Raw genomic sequence first — 21,649 nt, 5'->3', positions numbered from 1 at the left:
CCTCCGAATATCATATGATAAAATGTGACGATAGCTACTTGTCCACACAAATGAACTATGTGGCATGGATGACGGGGTTACCGTCCTCTACGTGAATGACGACGCGCAACTCGCGGAGTCGACGGCTAATCGGCTCGAGCGGACCGATGGGCGGCTTTCCGTCCGAACGGCGACGACCGTATCGGGGGGGATGGAAGTACTCGATGCGGCCACTATCGACTGTGTCGTCTCGGCGTTCGAGATGACAAATCGCGACGGATTGGAATTCCTCGATGCGGTTCGTACAGCGTATCCAGACCTTCCGTTCGTCCTGTTCGCCGCCGACGGGTCCGAGGCGGTGGCGAGCGAGGCGATGACAATGGGTGCAACGGCCTATCTGCGGAACCAGGGCGGCAGCGAACGCTACGAGGTGCTGTCAGATCGCATACGGACCGCCGTCGAGAAGCACCGGGCTGCTCGGCGGGCGGCGGAGCAAAAGCGTGTGAGCCGTGTGATGAGGGGGGTCAATCAGGCGCTGGTCCGCGCCGACTCGCGAAAGGAGATAGAGCGCCGCGTCTGTGAGTTACTCAGCGACGCGGAGCCGTACCGGTTCGCGTGGGTGGGTCGGCACGACCCCGAGACTGAGACCATCGAACCGACGAACTGGGCGGGCGTCGATGCCTCGTATCTCGACGACGTGACGATCACTGTCGACGAGACGCCGACCGGACAGGGTCCGGCAGGCAGAGCGTTCAGAACGGGGCAGATAGCCGTCTCGCAGGACACCCGTCGCGACCCGGCGTTCGAACCGTGGCGAGAGGATGCATTGACCCACGGGTTCCGCGCCGTCGCCGCGATTCCGTTGTCGTACGAGGGAACCTGCTACGGCCTCCTCGCCGTCTACGCCGACCGGCCGAGTGCCTTCGACGATTCGGAACGGACGCTCCTGTCCGAACTCGGGGACGACATCGCACACGCGATACAGGCACAGCAGACACGGACGGAACTCGAACGGACGACCACGCGTCTGGAAAGCCTCTTCGACAACTCGCCGGACATGATAAACGTCCACGACGAGGGCGGTCGGATAGTCGACGCGAACCCAACGCTCTGTGCGGAGTTGGGGTACGAGGAGTCCGAACTGGTCGGAATGCACGTCTGGGACATCGACGTGAACGCCGACCCGGACACCGCCAAACGTGTCTGGGACTCACTCGGCAACGGTGACCGGCACCAGCTGGAGACGGAGTTCCGGCGCAGCGACGGGTCGACGTTCCCCGTCGAAGTCCACCTTCGGCGCATCAGCACCGAAAGCGAGGAGCGGTTCGTCGTGAGTAGCCGCGACATCTCAGACCACAAGGCGCGCCAGCAACAACTCGAGGCCCGATCGAAGGCCCTGGCGTCGGCCACCGACGGCATGGCGATTCTCGACGAGAACGGCGAGTACGCGTTCGCCAATCAGGCCCACGCCGACGTCTACGGGTACGACGACCCGTCGGCGTTCCTCGGCGAGAGCTGGCGCATGTGCTACTCCGAGGCGGAGGCCGAGCGGTTCGAACGCGAGGTGTTCCCCGAATTCCGAGCGTCGGGCGAGTGGTTGGGCGAGGCCACTGGACGACGAGCGGACGGCGAGACGTTCCCGCAGGAGGTGTCGCTGACGCGCCTCGACGACGGGGGCCTCATCTGCGTGGTTCGCGACGTCACCGAACGGAAGGAGTACCGCAAGAACCTCGAACTGGTCCAGCGGCGGACGCGGATGCTGATGACGACACAGACGGTCGAAGACAGCGCGCAGGTCGCCGTCGACACGGCGCACGACGTCATCGGAGCCGAGATAAGCGGCTATCACGCGCTGGGCGAGGACGGACAGCGACTGCGACTGCTGACCGAGACGGAGCCGATGAACGCCGCGTTCGAGACGTTACCCGAGTACCACCGTGACAGCGACGACCCCGTCGCCTCGGTGGTCTGGGAGGTCTTCGAGGGATCGGACCCGCTCTACATCGAGGACACGACCGACCACGACCGGTTGGCGGGGAACACCCCGGCCGGGAGCGCCATCGTGTATCCGGTCGCAGACCACGGCGTGTTCATCGTCTCCGCCACGGCAGCCAACGCTTTCGACGAGACGGACCGGGCGCTGGTCGACATCCTCACCTCGACGCTCACCGTGGCGCTCCAGCGAGTCGAGCGCGAGTCCCTCCTCCGCGAGCGAGAGGCAGAACTCACCCGACAGAACGAGCGGTTGGAGGAGTTCGCCAGCGTCGTGAGCCACGACCTGCGGAACCCACTCGGCGTCCTCGAAGGCTCGCTCGAACTCGCCGAGTCGACCGGCGCCACGGAGCACTTCGAGCGCGCGAGACGTGCGCTCGACCGCATGGACCAACTCATCGAGGAACTGCTCTCGCTGGCCCGGAGCTGCGAGAGCGTCGAGGAGATGGACCCGGTCGACGTCGAGAGTCTCGTCGCGGGATGCTGGCAGAACGTCGAGACGGGCGAGGCCTCCCTCCACGCCGAACCGACCGGCCGCATCTACGCCTCCGAGAGTCGGTTCAAACAACTGCTCGAGAACCTCTTCCGGAACGCCGTCGAACACGGGTCGACCGTGCCACGCCCGCAGGACCACGAGGGCGGCGTGGAACACGACGAGTCGACGGAGGGCGACGACGGAACCACCGGCGGGTCGGTGGCCGTCCGGGTCGGGCCGCTGGACGACAGGACGGGGTTCTACGTCGAGGACGACGGTCCGGGGGTGCCCCCGTCCGAGCGAGCGGCCGTCTTCGACAGCGGCTACTCGACGGACCCCGACGGGACAGGGTTCGGACTCGCCATCGTCGACCGCATCGCCGACGCCCACGGGTGGGACGTGACCCTCTCCGAGAGCGCCGAGGGCGGGGCGAGGTTCGAAATAGCCGGCGTCGAGCGCGTCGAGTGAGGTCGACGTCGAGACGGGGCCCGAGGGTACCTACGACGCCTTGACCCACCCGGGCACTTGGTCCATCTCGGACTTGTCCTCCCACCCGTGGGCACGGAGGTAGGTTTCGAGGTCGGTGAACTCGAAGCCGAACGTCGCTTCGAGCGCCGCCACGTCGGCGTCGTAGCCGACCTCGTTGAACCACTCGCACATGACGGCGAACTCCTCGCCGAACTGGGCGGCGGCCTCGTCGATGGGGACGTGATACGCCTCGACGTCGAGGCCAGACACCTCGGAGACGAGTGCGGCGGTCTCGTCGAGCGTCTTCTCGTCGCCAGCCAGTTCGTAGCGCTCGCCGACGAACTCGTCCGGCCGTTCGAAGGCGACGGCCGCGGCGTGGCCGATGTCGGCCACGTCGACCATCTGCAACCCCACGCCCGCTTCGAGGGGGAACGCGAGCGTCCGGTCCTCGACGATGCTCTCGACGAACCCCTCCAGGTTCTGGTAGAAGAACGTCGGTTGGAGGACCGTCATCGGGAGTCCGCGGTCCCGCGCGTACTGCTCTATCTCCCACGCGGATTCGAAGTGCGGGATGCCGGTGTCACGCTCGTGGCCGCCCACGCCGCTGAAGACGAACTGCTCGACGCCCTCTTCGGCGGCCACGTCGGCGAGGTTCTGGCCCTGCTGGACCTGTCCGTCGTACCCCTCGGTCCAGAAGTTGGTGACGGCGAAGACGCCGTCGACGGCCGCGACGTGGTCGCGGAAGCTCTCGGGGTCGTAGAGGTCACCCTCGACCATCGTCACGCCCCGGGCCGCGAGTGCGCGCGCGGCGTCGCTGTCTGTGTCTCTGGTCAATCCGTACACCTCGAAGTCGGTGTCGGCGGCGAGGAGGTGGTCAACGACCGCGCCACCCTGATTCCCGGTCGCACCGACGACGAGAACGCTCGACACTGAAACCATAGCCAGCTAACACTTCGGCGCCGGTCGGTATGAGTGTACCCGGTACTCGACGTAACTAGGTGGTGTCGCCGCCACCGGGTAACGAGACCTCACTCGCCGAACCGCTCGGTGACGGCTTGTCGGTCTATCTTGTCGGGGCCGCTCGTCGGCATCTCGTCGACGAACGCGAGGTGATGGGGGTGTTTGAACCGGGCGAGGCGGCCGTCGAGGAACGAGCGCAGGGCGTCTAGCGAGAACGCTTCGGCACCCCCGGCCAGTTCGATGACGGCCTTCCCGACCTGCCCCCACTGGTCGTCGGAGACGGGGACGACCACGCACTCGGCGACGGCGTCGTAGTCGGCGATGGCGTCTTCGACTTCCGCCGGATAGACGTTCTCGCCGCCGCTGACGAACAGATCTTTCTTTCGCCCCTCGATGTGGTAGTAGCCGTCCTCGTCGACGCGAGCGAGGTCACCCGTCGCGACCCACCCGCTTCCGAACGTCGCCTCGGTCTCGTCGGGATTGTCGAGGTAGCCGTCGGCGGCGTGGGGCGAGCGCAGTTGGAGTTCCCCGATGGCGCCGGTCTCGACTGCCTCGCCGTCCTCGACGACTCGCGCGTCGACGTGCATCGCCGGTGTCCCGACGGCGTCGGCCTTCTCGCGGGGCCACCCCTCGGGCATCGCGAAGTTGTTCGGGCCGCACTCGGTGAGGCCATAGCCCTGCGAGAGGTCGATACCGCGGTCCCACCACGTCTCCATCACCGACTGACGACAGGGGCCGCCGCCGGACTTAGCAAAGCGGAGCGAAGAGAGATCGGTGTCCGCCCACCGCTCGTGGTCGGTCATCATCCGCAGGACGGCCGGCACCGCCACCAGCACCGACCCGCCTTCCTCGTCTATCACGCGGAGCAACTCGCCGGGGTCGAACTCCCGCGCGATGACGACGGTGCCACCCATGTGCCAGAGCGGGACCGTGATGACGTTCCATCCGCCCGTGTGGAACATCGGGAACACCATCGGCGTCACGTCGCCGTCGCGCAGACCCCACGCGGTGATGGTGTTCAGCGAGTTCCAGACGACGCCGCGGTGAGTGATGACCGTCTCCTTCGGGGTCCCGGTCGACCCCCCGGTGTGGAGCAGCAGATGAGGGTCTTCGGGCGAGAGCGTGGCCGTCTCGATGGGTGAGTCGGGTGCCGGCAGGGACTCGGCGTAGGTCGGCGCGTCGACGTCGTCCCCGTCGCCTGCTCCGTCGCTCGCCTCGACAGCGAGCACGTCCGTATCGAGGCTGTCTGTCCCGGCCATCGCCCCGCGCACGTCGGCGAGGAACGGCGTCTCGACGACGAGCAACGCGGGGTCGACGCGTTCGAGGAGTTCACCCAGTTCCGGCGGCGCGAGGCGATGTGAGAGCGGTGCGAGGACGCCGCCGGTCTTGCCCGTCGCAAAGAACAGGTCGACGACTTCGGGACAGTTGCGCGAGACGACGGCGACCCGACCGCTGTCTTCGACGCCGTGTTCCCGGAGGAGTCGCGCGGTCCGGTTCGCCCGGCGGTCGAGGTCGGCGTAGGTGAACCGAGCGCCCGTCGTCGCGTCGACGAGGCCGTCGCGGTCCGGCGTCAGGGCGGCCCGTTTCTCGCTCCACGCGCCCACCCACTCCTGCGGACCGCTGGCGAACTCAGACATCCTCTAAGAACTCCGTGAGGTAGTCGTTCACGTCCTCGGCGCGTTCGACGAACAGGAGGTGGGGTGCGCCCTCTAGCCGATGGAACTCGGCGTCGGGTAGCCCCTCGGCCAGCAGTTCGCCGTTCTCGACGGGCACGACGCGGTCGGCGGTGCCGTGGAGAACCAGCGCCGGAAGCCGAATCTCGTCGAGTCGGTCCGAGACGTCGAACTCGGCGACGGCCGCGCCCTGCAACTCTCTGGCCCGGTCGCTGGCGTCGCTGTCGAGTCGCCAGTCGACGATTCGCTCTATCAGGTCGGGGTTCTCGTCGGCGAACGCGTCCGTCAGGGCGGGGGCCATCTTGTGCCGGATAGCTTCCCGTTCGTCGTAGCCCTCGGGGACCTCGTACATCCGCGCCTGTGTCTCCTCGGGCACCGGAACGGCGTCGGGACCGCCCGGTGACGTACACATGAGCGTCAGCGACTCGGCGCGGTCGTCGTCTAACGCGAACTGCTGGGCTATCATTCCGCCCATGCTCGCGCCGACGACGTGTGCCGCGTCGACGCCGGCGTCGTCCAGCACTGCCGAGAGGTCGCCCGCCATCTGCTCGACGGTGTACGGTCCTTCCGGTTCGCTGGACGCACCCGTACCGCGGTTGTCCCACAGAATCGTCTCGTAGTCGTCGACGGCCCGCCGGGTCCAGCGCCACATCCACCGGCCGTAGCCCAGTCCCTCGACGAACACCACTGTCTCGGCGTCGACGGGTCCCTCGCGTTCGTAGGCGAGGCGGACGCCGTCGTTGTACGCGTCTGGCATATCGTAGAATAGTCACGGAACCCCTTTCAAGGGAAACGTTACCATGTGAACGTCGTCAGGCACACCACACCAGCACCGAGGCCGCCCACGTGTATCCGGTTCCGGCGGCGAGACAGAGGACGACGTCGCCGGCGGTGAGGTCGTCACGCGCCTCGTCGAGCGCCAGCCCTTGGTCACAGCTCTGGACGTGGCCGTACTGGTCGAGATACAGGTGGTCGTCCGGGCCGAGCCCGAAGTTCTCACACAGCGTCTCGTGGAAGGACCGCTTCATGTGTGTGATGGCGGCGAAGTCGACGTCGGCGCGGTCGTAGCCCGAGCGGTCGAGCGCCTCGTCGGCCACCTGCCTGAAGTTCGGCAGACTCACCTCACTGAGGCGGCGTTTCATCCGCTCGTGGTCCGGGACGCGGAGCGCGTGGTCGCCGTTCTCGACGGTGGACTCGGTCGGCGGTCGCCGCGTCCCGCCGGCCGGCATCACCACGTCCTCGCTGAAGCTGCCGTCCGTCAGCGAGGCGCTTTCGCGGACGCGAGCGAGCGCGCGGTCCGGCACGTCCGCCTCCAGTACCAGCGCCGTCGCGCCGCTGCCGAAGTTGAACATGAACGAGGTGTCGGGGTCGTCGTAGTCGACGAGGTCCTCCTCGCGGCTGGCGGCGACGAGCAGGATTCGGTCCATCCCGGCGTCCGCGTCGAGCAGTGCGCGGGCCTCCCGCAGAGCGACGGGCAGGCCGGCACACAGGGCGTAGCTCTCGGTGGCCGACGCGCCGTCCGCACCGAGGGTGTGGGCGACGGCCGCGGCGGCGTTCCAGACGACGTAGTCCTTGAACTCGCTGCCGTGATAGCGCACCGCATCGAGTTCGTCGGGCCGGAGGGCCGCGTCAGCGAGGGCGTCCTCGGCGGCGGCGACGCACATCTCCGCGGGGTGGTCCTCGTCGGGCGGACAGACGTGCTTCTGCCTGACACCCATCTTCTCGACGACCACCGCCTCGGGGATGTCGGTCCGAGCGGCGACGTCCGCGCCGGTGAGGACCACGTCCGGGAGGTACGTTCCGAGACCGGTGACGTGAACCGTCATTCCTCCTCCCCGGTCGCGTCGTCGGTGGTCGCGTTCGCGGTCGACCCGTCACCGAACCGCACAGCCGAGACGTGCGCGAGCCTTCCGCCGACGCGCTGTCGGACGGTCCCGAGCAGTCCGTCTGGGACGTAGAGGACGAACAGGACGAACACGATACCGATGTAGAGGCTCGCGTGGCCGTTGAGCAGGGTGTCGATGAGCGTCCCGAGGCTCGTGTTCCCCACGACGGGGGTCGACAGCGTCTCCTCGCCGAGACCGGCCCGGAGGTACGGGAGGAGGCCGCCGCCCTGTCCGGACTTCGAGAGGAACTCGCGAACCGTCTCGTCGAACAGGCGGCCAAACAGCGGGCCGGCGAGGGTGCCGAATCCGCCGATGATGCTCGCCAGCAGGGCGTCACCGGTCGTCAGGAAGTAAAAGGAGTTCTCGGGGCTGGCAGAGCGGCGGAAGCCGGCGAACAGGCCGCCGGCGATGGCGGCGAAGAAGCCGCTGACCGCGAAGGCCGCCAGTTTGTAGCGATAGGTGTCGTAGCCGATGGCGACGGCGCGCTCCTCGTTCTCCCGGATGGCGATCATCACGCGACCGAACGGGGAGTGGATGATGCGCTGCATGGCGAAGTAACACAACAGGACCACCGCGCCGATGGCGTAGTAGGAGACGGCGGTGCCACCGAGCGTGTGGCCCAGCATCGTCACTTCGTCGCCGGTGAGGACGCCGATGGCGACGTTCAACTGGTCGACGCCGGGGACGCCTAGCTGGAACCCCTCGGGGTGGGTGGAGGACACCGACGGACCGTCCCGCGGGTTCGACGCTACGTAGTCCCACCCGCGGATGAACACGTACAGCACCTGCGCGAAGCCGAGCGTAATCATGGCGAAGTAGACTCCCGAGAGGCGAAAGGAGACGAGGCCGACGACCAGCGCCAGCAGGACCGCCAGAAGACCGGCGACGAGCAGCGACACGACGAACGGCGTCCCCGGCCCGAGCAGCGGCACGGCCCCGTTCGCGACGAGGATGACCGTGTACGCGCCGGTGCCGTAGAACGCCGCGTGGCCGAAAGAGAGGTAGCCGGTGTAGCCGCTGACGAAGTCGAACGACATCGCGAACAGGCCGAAGTACAGGACGGCTGTCATCGTCTCCACGCCCGGCAGGAGAATCTCCGCCTCGTAGAGGCCCAGCGAGTTCGCAAGCAGGTGGTATATGGTGGGGTACAGCGCCAGCAGAGACACTATCGCCAGATGTGGAACGTGCGCACGGAGGTAGTCGGTCGGCCAGTCGAGCCCAGTCACGGCGGCGGACTGGGTGTCGGTGTCGGTGCTAATGGCCGCCCACCTCCTCGACGCCGAACAGTCCCTGTGGCCGCACGATGAGCGTGACGACCAGCACGAGGAACAACATCAGTTCGGGGAGGCCGGTGAACGTGACGTAGTTCTGGAACCACCACGTCATCGTCGAATCGGTCATCCCGACGACGAGCGAGGCGACGACGGTGCCACGGAACGTGCCGAGGCCACCGACGATGACGACGATGAACGCCGGCAGCAGCGTCTCGGCGGCGAGGGGAACGCTTGCGCCCCACGCCACGTCCCACATCAGGAGCGTGCCGGCCGCGCCAGCGAGGCCGATACCCAGCGCGAAGACGACGGTGAACACCTGTCGCACGTCGATTCCGAGCGCCGACGCCATCTCCGTGTCCTCACTGCCGGCGCGGATGTACAGTCCGTATCGTGTGCGCGTGAGGAACGCCCAGATGGCGGCGACGGTGAGCACGCCGAGCAGAATCTCGAAGACGGAGAGCCACCGCACCTCGATGGGGCCGAGCGCCGCCGGCTCCCGGAGCAACTGTGGCTTGGTCGCAAGCGCCGCCTGCCAGTCCGAGAGCGGTTGCATCCCGTACAGACCGAGAACGATGCGGACCACTTCGTCGACGACGAGCGTCAGGCCGAAGGTGAGCAGAATCTGGTAGATCGGCGGGCGGTCGTACAGCGGTCTGATGATAGTCGTCTCGATGGCGCCGCCCAGCAGCGTCAGCGCACCGAAGACGAGGACGATGGCGACGAAAAAGAGGCCGAGGCGGCCGACCAGTCCCGTCGACTGGCTGACCGTGAGGACCATGACCAGCCCGCCGAGGTACGCGCCGACCATCGTCAGCGACCCGTGTGCGAAGTTCAACACGCCCATCAGGCCGAAGATGAGGGTCAGCCCGCTCGCGATCATCACGTACAGTGCGGACTTCGCGAGGCCCTCGACGAGCACGCTCCCGAGTTCGGAGACGGTGAGGAAGTCCGCGAGCGTTTCCAAAATCATGCCGAGAGGTACCTCCTGAACCGTTCGTCGTCGGCACTCACCGCGTCGGCGTCGCCAGTGTCTACGACGCGGCCGTTGTCGACGATGTAGAACCGGTCGGCGAGGTCCAGCGCCAGCGGGAGGTTCTGCTCGACGAGGAGCATCGTCGCGTCCTCGCTTGCGTCCGACAGCGCCTCAGCGACGTCGGCGACGATCTGCGGGGCGAGTCCCTCGCTCGGTTCGTCCACCAAGAGCAGGTCGTTCTCGCCGACGAGGCCGCGGGCGATGGCGAGCATCTGCTGTTGGCCGCCCGAGAGCGTCCCGGCCTCCTGTCGACGGCGTTCTTCGAGGATCGGGAACGAGTCGAAGGCGAGTGCCAGTCCGTCAGAGACACCGTCGGATTCGGGAATCGCCGCGCGGAGGTTCTCCTCGACGGTCAACTGCGAGAAGACCCGACGGTCCTCGGGAATCCACCCGACGCCCTGCTGGGCTACCTCGTGGGTCTCCAGTCCGACCAGCGACGCCTCCCGGAAACGAATATCGCCCTCGCGAGGCGGCGTCAACTGGAGAATCGAACGGAGCGTCGTCGTCTTGCCGACGCCGTTGCGGCCGACGAGGGCGACGACTTCGCCGTCCTCGACCGAGAGGTCGACCCCTTCGAGGATGTGGCTGTCGCCGTAGTAGGCGTGGACGCCGTCGAGTTCGAGGAGACTCACGAGAATCCCCCCTCCGGGTCCCCGGACGCCGCGCCGTCGTCGAGGCTCCCCGGTTCGTAGCCGCCGAGATACGCAGACTGCACGTCCGGGTTCGACCGAACGTCCTCCGGCGGGCCGTCGGCGATGACGGCCCCCTGATGGAGGACGACGACGCGTTCGGAGACGTCCATCACGATGTCCATGTTGTGTTCGACCAGCAGGACGGCGTGGTCCTCGGCGACGTCCTCGATGAGGTCACGTACCTCGTCGACGCTCTCCGAGGAGACGCCGGCGTTCGGTTCGTCCAACAGGAGGACCGCCGGGTCGCCTGCCAGTGCGACCGCGACCTCCAGTTTCCGCTTGGCGCCGTGGCTCAGCGTACTCGCGGCCTCTTCGGCCCGGTGGGACAGCCCCACCCGGTCGAGTTTCGCGTAGGCGCGTTCGGCGTACGCCTCGAAGTGGTCGACGTTCCGCCAGAGCGCCGTCGAGTCGTTGCCGGCGGCTTGCTCGGCGATGCGGACGTTCTCTAACACCGTAGAGTTCGGGAAGACGTTCGTCACCTGATACGAGCGGTGGATGCCTCGCTGGGCCGTCTCGTGTGGTGGCGCGTCGGTGATGTCGTCCCACGCGTCGTCACGACGGAGTTCGACGGTCCCCGCCGTCGGTTCGAGTACCCCCGTGAGGAGGTTGAAGAACGTGGTCTTGCCGGCGCCGTTGGGACCGATGAGCGAGCACAGTTCGGTCCCCAGTTCGAAGTCCACGTCGTCGACGGCGACGAGGCCGCCGAACGATTTCGTCAGTCCCCGCGTACGGAGCATGTTACAGCGAGCAACCCATCTGGTCGCTGTCTCTCGGAATCGTCGCCTCGCTCCCGTCGATGCGTGCGAGTGGCTGGCCGGGCATGATGGCCGCACCCCAGCTATCGGCCCACTCGTCGGTGGTCGGGATGGGGTTCGCGACGGTCATCGCCGAGCGAGCCTGGTTGTTGTACTCCTGGAAGGTGTAGCCGTTCTCGCCTTTCGGCGTGTCCGTGACGGTCATGCCTTTCAGGGCGCCCGCGATGTCGGCGCCGGCCGTCGACCCGCTCTCGGTGATAGCCTGATGGATAGCCGACGCGCCGGTGAACGTCCCCGAGGTGAAGAGGTCCGGGACGACGCCGTAGGTGCTGGTGTAACTGTCGACGAAGGCGTCGTTGACGTCGTTGTCGTACTGGTTCCAGTGGTATCGGGTCGTGAACGGCCCGAGTTGGGAGTTCCGTATCTTCTGCTTCGTGAGCGGTTCGCCCAGCACGCTCTGCATCGTCCCGCCGACGACGCTGTTGGTGATGCGCGTCGCGAACCCCCCGAAGACGCGGTAGGAGTACTCCCCCGAGAGGAAGGCGTTGAACATGCTCGGGAGCGTCGCGACGGTGAACCCGCCGACGACGCCCTCGGCGCCCGATTCCTCGGCGTTGTCGAGCAACCCTTCCCACTCGGCGTAGCCGCTCTCTACGAACCGCTTGCCGACGATGTCGACGCCCTCGTCCTGCAGGACGGCCTCGTAGTTGTTGACGACGGCCCGGCCAAAGGAGTAGTCCGCGCCGAACAGGTACACCGTCGAGACGTCCGTCTCGTTGGCGACGTACTTCCCGCCAGAGCGAGCGTCCATGGCCGTGTTCTCGCTGGCGCGGTAGACGAGGTCGCTACAGGTCTCGCTGTTCGACGTGATGCCGGCCGAGGCCGCCGGGCCGACCATCATCGGGACGCTGGCCTGATTGGCCACGTTGGTGACGACGCGACTGGCCGCCCCAGAGGAGGAACACCCGGCCAGCATGTCGACCTGCTGGTTCTCGACGAGGTTCGTCGCGGCCGTCTGTGCCACGTCGGCTTTGAACTCCGAGTCGCGGACGTAGACGGTGTACTCGACGTCGCCGACGGTCATCGACAGTTGGCCGGTGCTAGTGTCGGTGGGTGGGTCCTCGCCAGCCTTGTACGCGAGGCCGGAGAGAAAGCCCCAGAGGGCCTGCTTGCCGTAGTACGATAGGTCCCCGGAGAGCGGCTGGAGCATTCCGATACTGACCGATTGCGTGCTGTCCGACCCGTCGCCCGTGGCAGTGCCGTCGCCTGTCATGCTGGAGTTGCCGTCGCCGCCGTCGGCTCCACCGTCGCCGCCGTCGCTTCCGCTCTCGTTTACGCACCCGCTGAGACCGGCGATACCGACCCCGAGCGAGCCGATAACACGACGCCGTGTTACTTTGTCTCGCATACGGAGTTATCTACACGAACGATAACCATAGTGTCCGACGTTAACATGTTAACGCCGGCGGGCGTCGTTCAGGAGTCGATATCTTCGAGCGCTTCGACGGCCCGCTCTATCATCTTGCGCTCGCCGCGCCGGAGGTTCTTCGAGACGGCCGGCTTCGAGACGCCGAACTCGTCGGCCAGCGACCCCAACGTCGTGTCGCGAGGGCTCTCGAAGTAGCCCGACGAGACGGCTTCCTCCAGTGTCTCGCGTTCCGTCGCCGAGAGGTCACGACACCCTTCGACGAGCGTCATCGCCGCCCCGGCGTTCTGGACGACGTCCTGTAATCGGGGGAGGCTTTCGGCCGACCGTTCGATGACGTCGAACTCGTTGTCCCGGTCCAGCTCCGAGAGGGTGTCGTCGGCGTCCCGTCCCCTATCGAACCCGACGTGCCACACCTCGCTCCCGGCTTCGATGTGGAACGGGCCGGTGATGTACCCGCCGTTGTTCCGGATCGTCTCCATCGCTGCCGTCTCCTCGATGACTGTGCGGACGTGGGCCACCTCGCCCTGCCGACGGAGCAGTGCGACGTCGTTCATGTTGGTGTGGGCCCGCAGCGCATCGAGGCCAGTATCCAGCACGTCCCCGTCGTCCGCTTCGACGACCATCCGCGTCTCCAGTTCGCGGTTTGCACTGTCGAACTCCCAGTGAACGGCAGCGAATGCCACCCCATGGTCTGCCGTCGTGTCGATGAACGGGCAGTCGTACTGTTCCATGTCCATGGCGATGTCAATCATTGACCAGGTACGTTATCTTATAACCCACTCGCCACACGTATAAATAATTCTTCCTTTGTGTGCGATAGGTTGGGTGGCGACACGGCACCCGCCGCTACTCGACCCCATACCACAACTAATTGTCAAATTCGGTTCGTAGACGGCCGGAGAGTCGGATTCTGTCACGAACGAACACGGACGACGAGGGTGCTGTGCCACCCCGTTTCAATAGTGTTTTAGGCCTCCACTCGGGAGGGACTGGTATGACTTTGCACGCCAGAGAGATAAACCAGGACGTGCGGGAGTTGGGCGAACTCCTAGGTGACGTTCTCGAGGCACAATCGTCGACCGAGGCGTTCGAGATTGTCGAACGAATCCGGACCGCTTCTATCGAGTACCGACGCGGGGATTCCGAGACACGAGCGGACGTCGGACAGACCCTCGACCGTCTCAACCCGGAGATGCAGGACATCGTCGCTCGGGCGTTTACGACCTACTTCGAACTCATCAACCTCGCAGAAGAGCGCCAGCGCGTCCGCGAGATTCGGGAGGGGAGTCAGGAGGGCGTCCTCGAAGACAGCGTCCTCGACGCGGTGAAGAAACTCTCCGACCGAGGGGCAGACGCCGAGGAGGTCGCCGACGTGCTCGACGACGTGCTCATCCAGCCGACCTTTACCGCTCACCCGACCGAGGCCCGTCGGAAGACGGTCAAGGCCAAACTCCGCTCGGTCGCGAACGACCTCGAAGCGCTCGACGAGATCCGACTGACCGACCGCGAGGAGGCGCGTATCGAGCGCGACCTCGACGCCGAAGTCACCAGCCTCTGGCAGACGCCGCAGGTCCGTGACCGCCGCCCGGAGGTCACCGACGAGGCGCTCAACGTCCAGTGGTACCTCGAAAACGTCCTCTTCGACGTCATCGACGAGGTGTACGACGAACTCGAACGCGCCCTCGACGAGGAGTACGAGGGTGACATCGAGGTTCCGCGGCTGTACGAGTTCCGCTCGTGGGCCGGGTCGGACCGCGACGGCAACCCCTTCGTCACGCCGGAAGTCACCGAGGAGACGCTGGAACGACAGCGTGATACGATTCTCCCGCTCTACCGCGACCGTCTGAAGTCGCTCTCCGGCGTGCTGAGTCAGGACGCCTCGAACATCACGACCGACGCCACCTTCGACGAGCGACTGCGCGACCACAAGGAGCGCCTGCCCGGCGTCGCGAGCGAGGCCGAAGAACGGTACCCCGACGAGCCGTACCGCCAGAAGCTCAAACTGATGCGCGAGTCGGTACTGCGCGTCAGCGACGTACGACAGGGCGGCTACGACGGGCCCGAGGAACTGCTGAAGGACCTCCGGGCTATCGCCGAGAGCCTCCGCGACAACGACGCCGAGGTCATCGCCGAGTCCCACGTCGACCCGCTCGTCCGGAAGGTGGACACGTTCGGCTTCTCGCTTGCCAGTCTGGACCTGCGGGACCACCGCAAGATGCACACCGACGCCATCGCGGAGGCCGTCGAACGACAGGGCATCGACTACGCCGGGATGGACGAGGACGAACGCGTCGAGTTCCTCACCGAGGCCATCCTGCAGGACGGCACCGTCATCGACACGGAAGACACCGACGGACTCTCGGACGACTCGGCCCGCGTCCTCCGTCGCTTCCGCGAGACGGCCGACTGGCAAAACGAGTTCGGTGTCGACGCCATCGACACCTACGCGATTAGCTGGTGTGAGGAGTCCAGTCACGTGCTGGAAGTCCTCTTCCTCGCCGACCAGGTCGGCATCGTCGACCTGCCCGGCTACTGCGGCCTCGATATCGTCCCGCTGCTCGAATCGGAGTACGCGCTCTCCGGTGCCCGCCGCATCATGGGGACGCTGTTCGAGAACGAGGCCTACTCGCAGGCGCTTGAGGCCCGCAACGGCGTCCAGGAGATCATGCTCGGCTACTCCGACTCCAACAAGGAGAACGGGTTCCTCGCCGCCAACTGGTCGCTGTACAACAACCAGAAGCGACTGGCGAACATCACCGACGACTACGACGTCGAGATGCGCCTGTTCCACGGTCGCGGTGGCTCCATCTCCCGCGGCGGCGGCCCGATGAACGACGCGATGCTGGCCCTGCCCAACGAGACGGTGACCGGACAGATCAAGTTCACCGAGCAAGGCGAGGCCATCGCCGAGAAGTACGCCAACCACGACATCGCCGAGCGCAACCTCGAACAGATGCTCAACGCGCAGGTTCGGGCCCGGCACAACTCCATGCACGAACCCGTCGAGGAGATTCCCGACGAGTGGATGGAGGCCATGGAGACGGCCTCCGACGCCGCCCGCGACGAGTATCAGGATCTGCTGGAGACCGACGGCTTCGTCGATTACTTCGAGCAGGCGACGCCTATCACGGTCATCGAGAACCTCAACATGGGGTCGCGTCCGGCCTCCCGGAGCGAGGATCGTAGCGTCGACGACCTGCGGGCCATCCCGTGGGTGTTCTCGTGGACGCAGGCCCGCTGTATCATCCCCGGCTGGTACTCCATCGCGACGGGGCTGAACGCCTATCTGGAGGACGGCGGCGACATCGAGACGCTCGAACAGATGTACGAGGAGTGGCCGTTCTTCCGGACGAAGCTCGACAACGCGTCGCTGGCGCTTGCCCGCACCGAGATGGGCATCGCCGAGGAGTACGCCGACCTCGCCGACGACGACCTGCGCGAGCGAATCTTCCCGCGCATCCGCGAGGAGTACGAGGAGACGGTCGACCTCGTGCTGGAGATCACCGGCCGTGATAGCCTCCTCGCACGCGATTGGCTCGAACAGAACCTCGAACGACGGAACCCCTACGTGGACCCGCTGAACCTCCTGCAGGTCCGCTTACTCGCCCAGTCGCACCTGACGGAGACCGAAAAGCGCACGCTCCGCCTGACGGTGCAAGGTATCGCGGCAGGGATGAAAAACACCGGATAACCCGCCCGCGACCACCGGTTTCCGATTGTCAATCGGTAACAACACCAGTTGTATCCACCGAAGCATTTACTGTGGTCCCCTGTGGAATCCCGCTATGGCACTTCAGAAGATTCTCCTCGCCGTCGGCCCGAACGACAAGGACCGTATCGACGAACTCGCAGAGACAGTCACCGACATCGCCGGCCCGACCGGGGCCGAGGTCGTCATTGCCCACGTCTTCACCGACGACGAGTACGAGAACGTCGTCGACCGACTGGAGTTCGAGTCCGCCGCCGAGGCCGACCCCGACGAGGTCGCCGACCGACACACCACCGTCCGGGAACTGGAAAAGCGACTCAACGACGCCGGTATCGAACTCAGCGTCCGCGGGGCCGTCGGTAACCACGGCCAACAGATCGTCGACCTCGCCGAGGAGGTCAGTGCGGACCTCGTCGTCGTCGGCGGTCGCAAGCGCTCCCCGACCGGAAAGGCCGTCTTCGGTTCGACCGCACAGGAGGTCATGCTCAACGCGCCGTGCCCGGTCACCTTCGTTCGCGGCGAGTAACCGCTCTCGAATCGTTCTACCACTGTTTCTGGACGTGACGACAGCGTAGCTACGGCACTGTCGAGACGGCACGGCCGTCGGCGGTGTGAAAACGAGGCCGGGACAGACGCCGATCCGACGGCCGGTTCCGTTACTCGACTACCGCTGCTTCGACGAGTTCGAGGGGGTGTCGAATCTCGTAGCCGGTGCCGTGTTCCATCTGCATCGCACAGGTTGGACACTCGGTCATGCCCGTCTCGCCCTCGGCGTGTTCCATGTGCTCGAACATCTCGTCGCCGATCTCCATGGACTTCTCGTACTTCTCCTCCTTCCAGCCGTAGGTGCCGGAGATGCCCGAGCAGGAGTCGCCGACGTCCTCGACGCCGACGCCGTCTAAGTCGCGGAACAGTTCGACGGCCTGCCGTTCGAGGCCCTGATTGCGGGCGTGACACGGCGCGTGGTAGGCGAACTCCTCGGCCAACTCGCCGGACACCTCGGCCGACTCTATCTCGTCTTTCACGTCCTCGTGGATGCGAAGGTACTCGATGGCCTCGTAGGTGTTCGACGCGACGTCCTCGATGCCGTCGATGTCGAACAGTTCGGGGTACTCCTGTCGGAGCGCCATCGAACAGGAGGTGCAGGACGCGATGGCGTCGTACCCTTCGTCGACGAGGTCCGACATCGACGAGACGTTGACCTCGGCGTGGCGGCGGGCGTCGTCCAACATCCCGTTTGCGAACATCGGCGTCCCCGAGCACTTCTGCTCGGGTGCGACGACTTCGTAGCCGAAGTGCTCGAAGACGTGGACCATGGCCTTGCCGACTTCCGGCGTGTTGTAGTTGGAGTAACAGCCGTGGAAGTACGCCACCTTCTTGTCGGCGTCGGCCGGTTCGCCGCGGCGTTCGCGGCTCTCTATCGCGTTCTCTCGGGAGGCGTCGGCACCCCCGCGGGCGGCCCACCACTGGCGGAACGTCTGCTGGGCGAACTCGGGGAAGTCACGCTCGCTGGTGACGCCCATCGTCTTCTCCATCACCCACCGGGCCGGCCCGAAGTTCATGGCGAAGTTCGCCAGTCGGGGTACATTGCTGGCGATGCTGGCCGACAGGCGGTAGTTCGAGAGGATGCGGTTGCGGACGTACTCCACGGAGAGTTTGTCCATCTGCTCTTCGACGTACTCCCCGCGGGCGGTGTTGTGCATCTGGCTGAGGGGGACACCGGAGGGACAGGCCGAGTCACAGCGCATGCAGTTCGAACACGACATGACCGAGTCGTCTATCTCGTAGCCGTCGTCGGTCTGTTTCAGGCGCCACTGCTCGGGGCCCTGGAACTTCGGTCCGGGGAAGTCGTCGTCGACTTCCGCCACCGGACAGTTCGTATCACAGACCGAGCACTTGTAGCAGGAGTCAGCACCCGGCCGCAGGTCGAAATCGTCGCTGTCGGGGAACACTTCGACCGGTTCGAAGTCCTCGCCCGTGTTCGGTTCAACTGGGTCGAAGTCTGTAGGTTGTGCGTCGCTCATCGTACCTCCGCTGCGGCGCTCGTGCCCGCCGCGTAGCCTGTCGCAATCGAGACGCCGCTACCGGACTTCTCGGCCGCAAAGTCGTAGCCGCCGAGCACACTACCCGCGGCCCGTAAGTTGTCGAACTCCACGTCGCCGTCCGCAGACAGCGGACGCAGGTCGTCGTCGGTCTCGACGCCGAACCCGGCGAACGGATGGTCGCCGAAGACGTCCGTGTCGAACCAGTCGTACCGGTCGTCGCTGTGGGGGACGTGACAGTCGAAGACGGGTTCTCTGACCCCGTCGCGGTCGGATTCGACGCCCTTCCCGACGAGGCCGCCGGTGGCGAGGACGTACTGGTCGGCCGACAGTGGGATTCGGGCGCCGTTTTTCTCCATGAAGACGCGCTCTACGTGGCCCTCGCCGTCGAAGTCCACGATGGGATTGCCGGTCTCGAAACTCGCGCCGCTCTCGTCTAACGCCTCGAACAGTTTGTCTTCGAGTCGCAGGCCCGGAAGCGATGGCGGGCCCATCGGTACCTCGAACACGTCGACGCCCATCTGCTCGCCGAGGGCGTCTCGGATGGCGCCGGGGTTGTCGTCGCCCAGAATCGCGGGGAAGCCCACGCGCTCCTCGTCGTCGACGAGTGGGTTCACTCGCTGGGCCAGCGCCTCGCGTGCCGGCACCTTTCGACCGCGCACCGCTACCTCGCCGTTCGTGTCCAGCAGTTTCGCGTAGCGGGTGACCTTCGCGTCCGCGCGCAGGTCGCCCGGGAACCGGATGGTCTCGCCGCGCACGTCGAACGGGACGCCGACGGCGTCGAGGTGGTCGGCGACGTGTGGCGCGTCGAAGTCCGTCATCGCCTCGATGCCGACAAGCAGGGTGTCCCGGTCGTCGCTCGCCAGCCCTGCCGCCGCGCCGCGTGGGTAGCGGGCGGTGGGTTTGATACTCCCGCCGTGGGTGGGCAGGAGGGCGTTGGTGTCGGTGTGGCCGCCCTCGTAGCCGCTGACCTCGTCGAACATCGCCATCGCCTCCCTGACTGTCTCGACGCCGACGGTCTGGTACGGGTGGGAGGCGGGCAGGTCGGACATCGCGGCGTAGGGGTCTGTCAACGGCCCCTCGCCGTCGGGCGTGTATCCGAGGAGGTCGACCAGCCCGGACGCTTGCCGGAGCGTGCTCTGCTTGTAGGAGACGAGGCGGACGTCGGCACCGTCGCGTGCGGCCGCGAGGGCGCTTGAGAGACCGGCTAGCCCACCGCCGACGACGAGAACCTCTGACTCAATCGCCATCGGGCGTCCCTCCGTCGGCGGCGACGTCGGCCGGGCCGGAATCGCCGGTGTGGTCGACGCCGGTGTCAAACGCGGCGAAGTCGACCGGGTCCCCTCCGGCGGGGTCGTTGTCGCGGTTCTGGGTCGTCGCGTGCAGCGCGTAGTTCAGCGCCGCCTGCGAGAGTTGCTCGCCCCAGAGGGCGTGCCGTTGGCCCTTCCAGCGTTCCTGTAGTAGTTCGTCCCACGCGTCGCGGACGACGCTCTCGTCGTACTCGCCGTGGAGTTCGCTGGCCATCCGGTGGGTACAGATGCCGCCCTGACAGTTCCCCATCGAGGCGCGAGTGCGAATACGGACGGCGTTGAGGTCCGAGCCAGACTGACTGATGGCGTCCTGAATCTCGGCGCGAGTGACGCCCTCACACTCACAGACAGTCGGGTTCGGGCCGTCGGTCTTGAGCACCTCGTCGGCCCGGGAGCCGAGGCGTTCGACGCTTCGGCGGCCGATGGGCGACCGGAGGCCGAACTCGTCCATGTAGTCCCGGAGGACGGAGAAGTCCTCGCTGCCGGGCAGCGGAACGTCTGCGGTTCGACACTCGGCGTCGATACCGAACTTCCCGCAGACGTGGTCGGATATCTGCTCGCCCATCATCCGGTAGGTGGTGAACTTCCCGCCGACGATGCTGGTCATGCCCGGCAGGTCGTCGCGTTCCTCGTGGTCCAGCAGGAAGAAATCCCGCGTGATGTCGGTCGGGTCCTCGCTGCCGACGTCCGGCGGTTCGTACAGCGGTCGGACGCCCCAGAACGAGCGAATCGTCCGGGCCTGTTCGAGCATCGGAATCAGTTCCGAGAGCGTCTCTATCATCAGGTCCACTTCCCACTGCTCCTCGGGGTAGTCTTCGGGGTCCTCGACTTCCTCGTCCGTCGTCCCGAGGATGGCCGTCGTCTCGTGGGGGACCACGATGTCGGCGTCGCCCTTCGGCCGGCAACGGTTGATGACCGTGTCGACCTGCCGGACGTTCATGATGGTCATCACACCCTTCGATGGGCGGACGGCGATGTCGAGGCCGGCCATGTCACCGATTCGACCGGCCCACGCGCCCGTCGCGTTGACGACGTAGTCCGCACGGATCTCCTCGGTGCCGCCCTCGGTGCCGTGGACGCGCTTGCCCGGTCCGGAAGCGTGTTCGACTTCGAGGCCGACCACTTCGTCGTCCTCGACGAGGAGGTCCGTCACCTTCGAGTGCGTCTCGATGCGCGCGCCGTGTTCCTGTGCGCTGGCGGCGTTGGCGACGACGAGGCGGAACGGGTCGATAGCCCCGTCGGGGACGGTGATCGCCTTCTCGACGTCTTTCGCGAGGTGTGGCTCCATCTGCCGGGCTTCCGCACCGGAGACGACTTCCGCGGGGATACCGCACTCCTTGCACCCCTGTAACTTCTCCTGAAAGTACTCCTCGGAGTCTTCGGGGCGCTTGACGAACATCCCGCCGGTCATCTCGACGCAGTGGCTCGCGATGTCCCGGAGGACCCGGTTCTCTTCGATACACTCCGTAGCGCTGGCCTGGTCGGAGACGGCGTATCGCCCGCCGCTGTGAAGCAGGCCGTGCATCCGACCGGTCGTCCCGTGTGTGAGGTTCCCCTGCTCGACGAGCGTCACGTCGAGCCCTCGCATCGCGAGGTCACGGGCGATGCCCACGCCGGTCGAACCGCCGCCGATGACGGCGATGTGTGGTGTCGATACCATCTGTTATACCTGCGTTTTGGAGCGCACCCACTTTATTTTACCGTTGAACCGGGGTTCGCCAGTAAATTTTATTGGTAATCATGATTGTCTCGGCTGTAGTGTGTGTTGTAGACACGCATAACCCGTCTCACCCCAACGTCGACTCCCAACGGACTATATCGGCGTCCAATCGTCTACACAGACCGAATACGTCCAAATGAGGCCATGAGTACGACAATCACACAATAATTACTAACACCGCGGCCCCACCAGTAACTATTATATACGATTGTGTCTGATTACTGAGGCACGGATTGACATGGTATGGTACGA

Annotated in this window: 16 protein-coding genes; 3 read left to right on the top strand and 13 right to left on the bottom strand. The window is 66.0% G+C overall.

Annotated elements, in window-relative coordinates:
* Positions 1-64: 64 nt before the first annotated feature.
* The gene (locus G9465_RS11290; protein ID WP_166969998.1) at positions 65-2,914 is read left to right on the top strand and encodes a PAS domain S-box protein; all 2,850 of its coding nucleotides are present in this window, start codon (positions 65-67) and stop codon (positions 2,912-2,914) included.
* Between the two features lie 30 nt (positions 2,915-2,944).
* On the opposite strand, the gene G9465_RS11285 is transcribed toward G9465_RS11290, so the two are convergent.
* From G9465_RS11285 to G9465_RS11240, 10 genes are all read right to left on the bottom strand, one after another.
* Positions 2,945-3,853 carry an NmrA/HSCARG family protein gene (locus G9465_RS11285; protein WP_166969996.1) on the bottom strand — a complete coding sequence of 303 codons (909 nt, stop codon included), beginning with the start codon at positions 3,851-3,853 and terminating at the stop codon, positions 2,945-2,947.
* 89 nt (positions 3,854-3,942) lie between these two features.
* On the bottom strand, positions 3,943-5,511 hold the full coding sequence (locus G9465_RS11280; RefSeq protein WP_166969994.1) for an AMP-binding protein: 1,569 nt from the start codon (positions 5,509-5,511) through the stop codon (positions 3,943-3,945).
* A complete protein-coding gene (locus G9465_RS11275; protein ID WP_166969992.1) occupies positions 5,504-6,304 on the bottom strand; it encodes an alpha/beta fold hydrolase in 801 nt (266 codons plus the stop codon). The genes G9465_RS11280 and G9465_RS11275 overlap by 8 nt, the downstream gene beginning before the upstream one ends.
* A 55-nt stretch (positions 6,305-6,359) precedes the next feature.
* The gene (locus tag G9465_RS11270) at positions 6,360-7,373 is read right to left on the bottom strand and encodes a 3-oxoacyl-ACP synthase (RefSeq protein WP_166969990.1); all 1,014 of its coding nucleotides are present in this window, start codon (positions 7,371-7,373) and stop codon (positions 6,360-6,362) included.
* The gene (locus G9465_RS11265; RefSeq protein WP_394353978.1) at positions 7,370-8,572 is read right to left on the bottom strand and encodes a branched-chain amino acid ABC transporter permease; all 1,203 of its coding nucleotides are present in this window, start codon (positions 8,570-8,572) and stop codon (positions 7,370-7,372) included. The genes G9465_RS11270 and G9465_RS11265 overlap by 4 nt, the downstream gene beginning before the upstream one ends.
* Positions 8,573-8,687: 115 nt before the next feature.
* Positions 8,688-9,677, bottom strand: a complete 990-nt coding sequence (locus G9465_RS11260; RefSeq protein ID WP_166969986.1) for a branched-chain amino acid ABC transporter permease — start codon at positions 9,675-9,677, stop codon at positions 8,688-8,690.
* Positions 9,674-10,372 carry an ABC transporter ATP-binding protein gene (locus tag G9465_RS11255; RefSeq protein WP_166969984.1) on the bottom strand — a complete coding sequence of 233 codons (699 nt, stop codon included), beginning with the start codon at positions 10,370-10,372 and terminating at the stop codon, positions 9,674-9,676. Before G9465_RS11255 ends, G9465_RS11260 begins: the two co-directional genes overlap by 4 nt.
* Complete coding sequence (locus G9465_RS11250; protein ID WP_166969982.1) at positions 10,369-11,169, bottom strand: ABC transporter ATP-binding protein; 801 nt, start codon at positions 11,167-11,169, stop codon at positions 10,369-10,371. The genes G9465_RS11255 and G9465_RS11250 overlap by 4 nt, the downstream gene beginning before the upstream one ends.
* Before the next feature lies 1 nt (position 11,170).
* A complete protein-coding gene (locus G9465_RS11245) occupies positions 11,171-12,595 on the bottom strand; it encodes an ABC transporter substrate-binding protein (protein WP_166969980.1) in 1,425 nt (474 codons plus the stop codon).
* Between the two features lie 68 nt (positions 12,596-12,663).
* Positions 12,664-13,368, bottom strand: coding sequence for a helix-turn-helix domain-containing protein (locus G9465_RS11240; RefSeq protein WP_166969978.1), 705 nt, complete (start codon positions 13,366-13,368; stop codon positions 12,664-12,666).
* Positions 13,369-13,610: 242 nt separating this feature from the next.
* On the opposite strand from G9465_RS11240, the gene ppc reads away from it, so the two are divergent.
* Both ppc and G9465_RS11230 read left to right on the top strand, forming a co-directional pair.
* Complete coding sequence (ppc, locus tag G9465_RS11235) at positions 13,611-16,307, top strand: phosphoenolpyruvate carboxylase (protein WP_166969976.1); 2,697 nt, start codon at positions 13,611-13,613, stop codon at positions 16,305-16,307.
* A 94-nt stretch (positions 16,308-16,401) separates the two neighbouring features.
* On the top strand, positions 16,402-16,851 hold the full coding sequence (locus tag G9465_RS11230; protein ID WP_166969974.1) for a universal stress protein: 450 nt from the start codon (positions 16,402-16,404) through the stop codon (positions 16,849-16,851).
* Between the two features lie 130 nt (positions 16,852-16,981).
* On the opposite strand, the gene G9465_RS11225 is transcribed toward G9465_RS11230, so the two are convergent.
* The 3 genes from G9465_RS11225 to glpA are packed head-to-tail and all read right to left on the bottom strand — an operon-like array spanning position 16,982 to position 21,337.
* A complete protein-coding gene (locus tag G9465_RS11225) occupies positions 16,982-18,349 on the bottom strand; it encodes an anaerobic glycerol-3-phosphate dehydrogenase subunit C (RefSeq protein WP_166969972.1) in 1,368 nt (455 codons plus the stop codon).
* Complete coding sequence (gene glpB, locus G9465_RS11220) at positions 18,346-19,617, bottom strand: glycerol-3-phosphate dehydrogenase subunit GlpB (protein ID WP_166969970.1); 1,272 nt, start codon at positions 19,615-19,617, stop codon at positions 18,346-18,348. Before glpB ends, G9465_RS11225 begins: the two co-directional genes overlap by 4 nt.
* Complete coding sequence (glpA, locus tag G9465_RS11215; protein ID WP_166969968.1) at positions 19,607-21,337, bottom strand: anaerobic glycerol-3-phosphate dehydrogenase subunit GlpA; 1,731 nt, start codon at positions 21,335-21,337, stop codon at positions 19,607-19,609. The genes glpB and glpA overlap by 11 nt, the downstream gene beginning before the upstream one ends.
* Positions 21,338-21,649 lie beyond the last annotated feature (312 nt).

Source organism: Haloarcula sp. JP-L23 (assembly GCF_011602445.1).
Classification (GTDB): domain Archaea; phylum Halobacteriota; class Halobacteria; order Halobacteriales; family Haloarculaceae; genus Haloarcula; species Haloarcula pellucida.
This window is presented reverse-complemented; position numbering and strand designations above follow the sequence as displayed.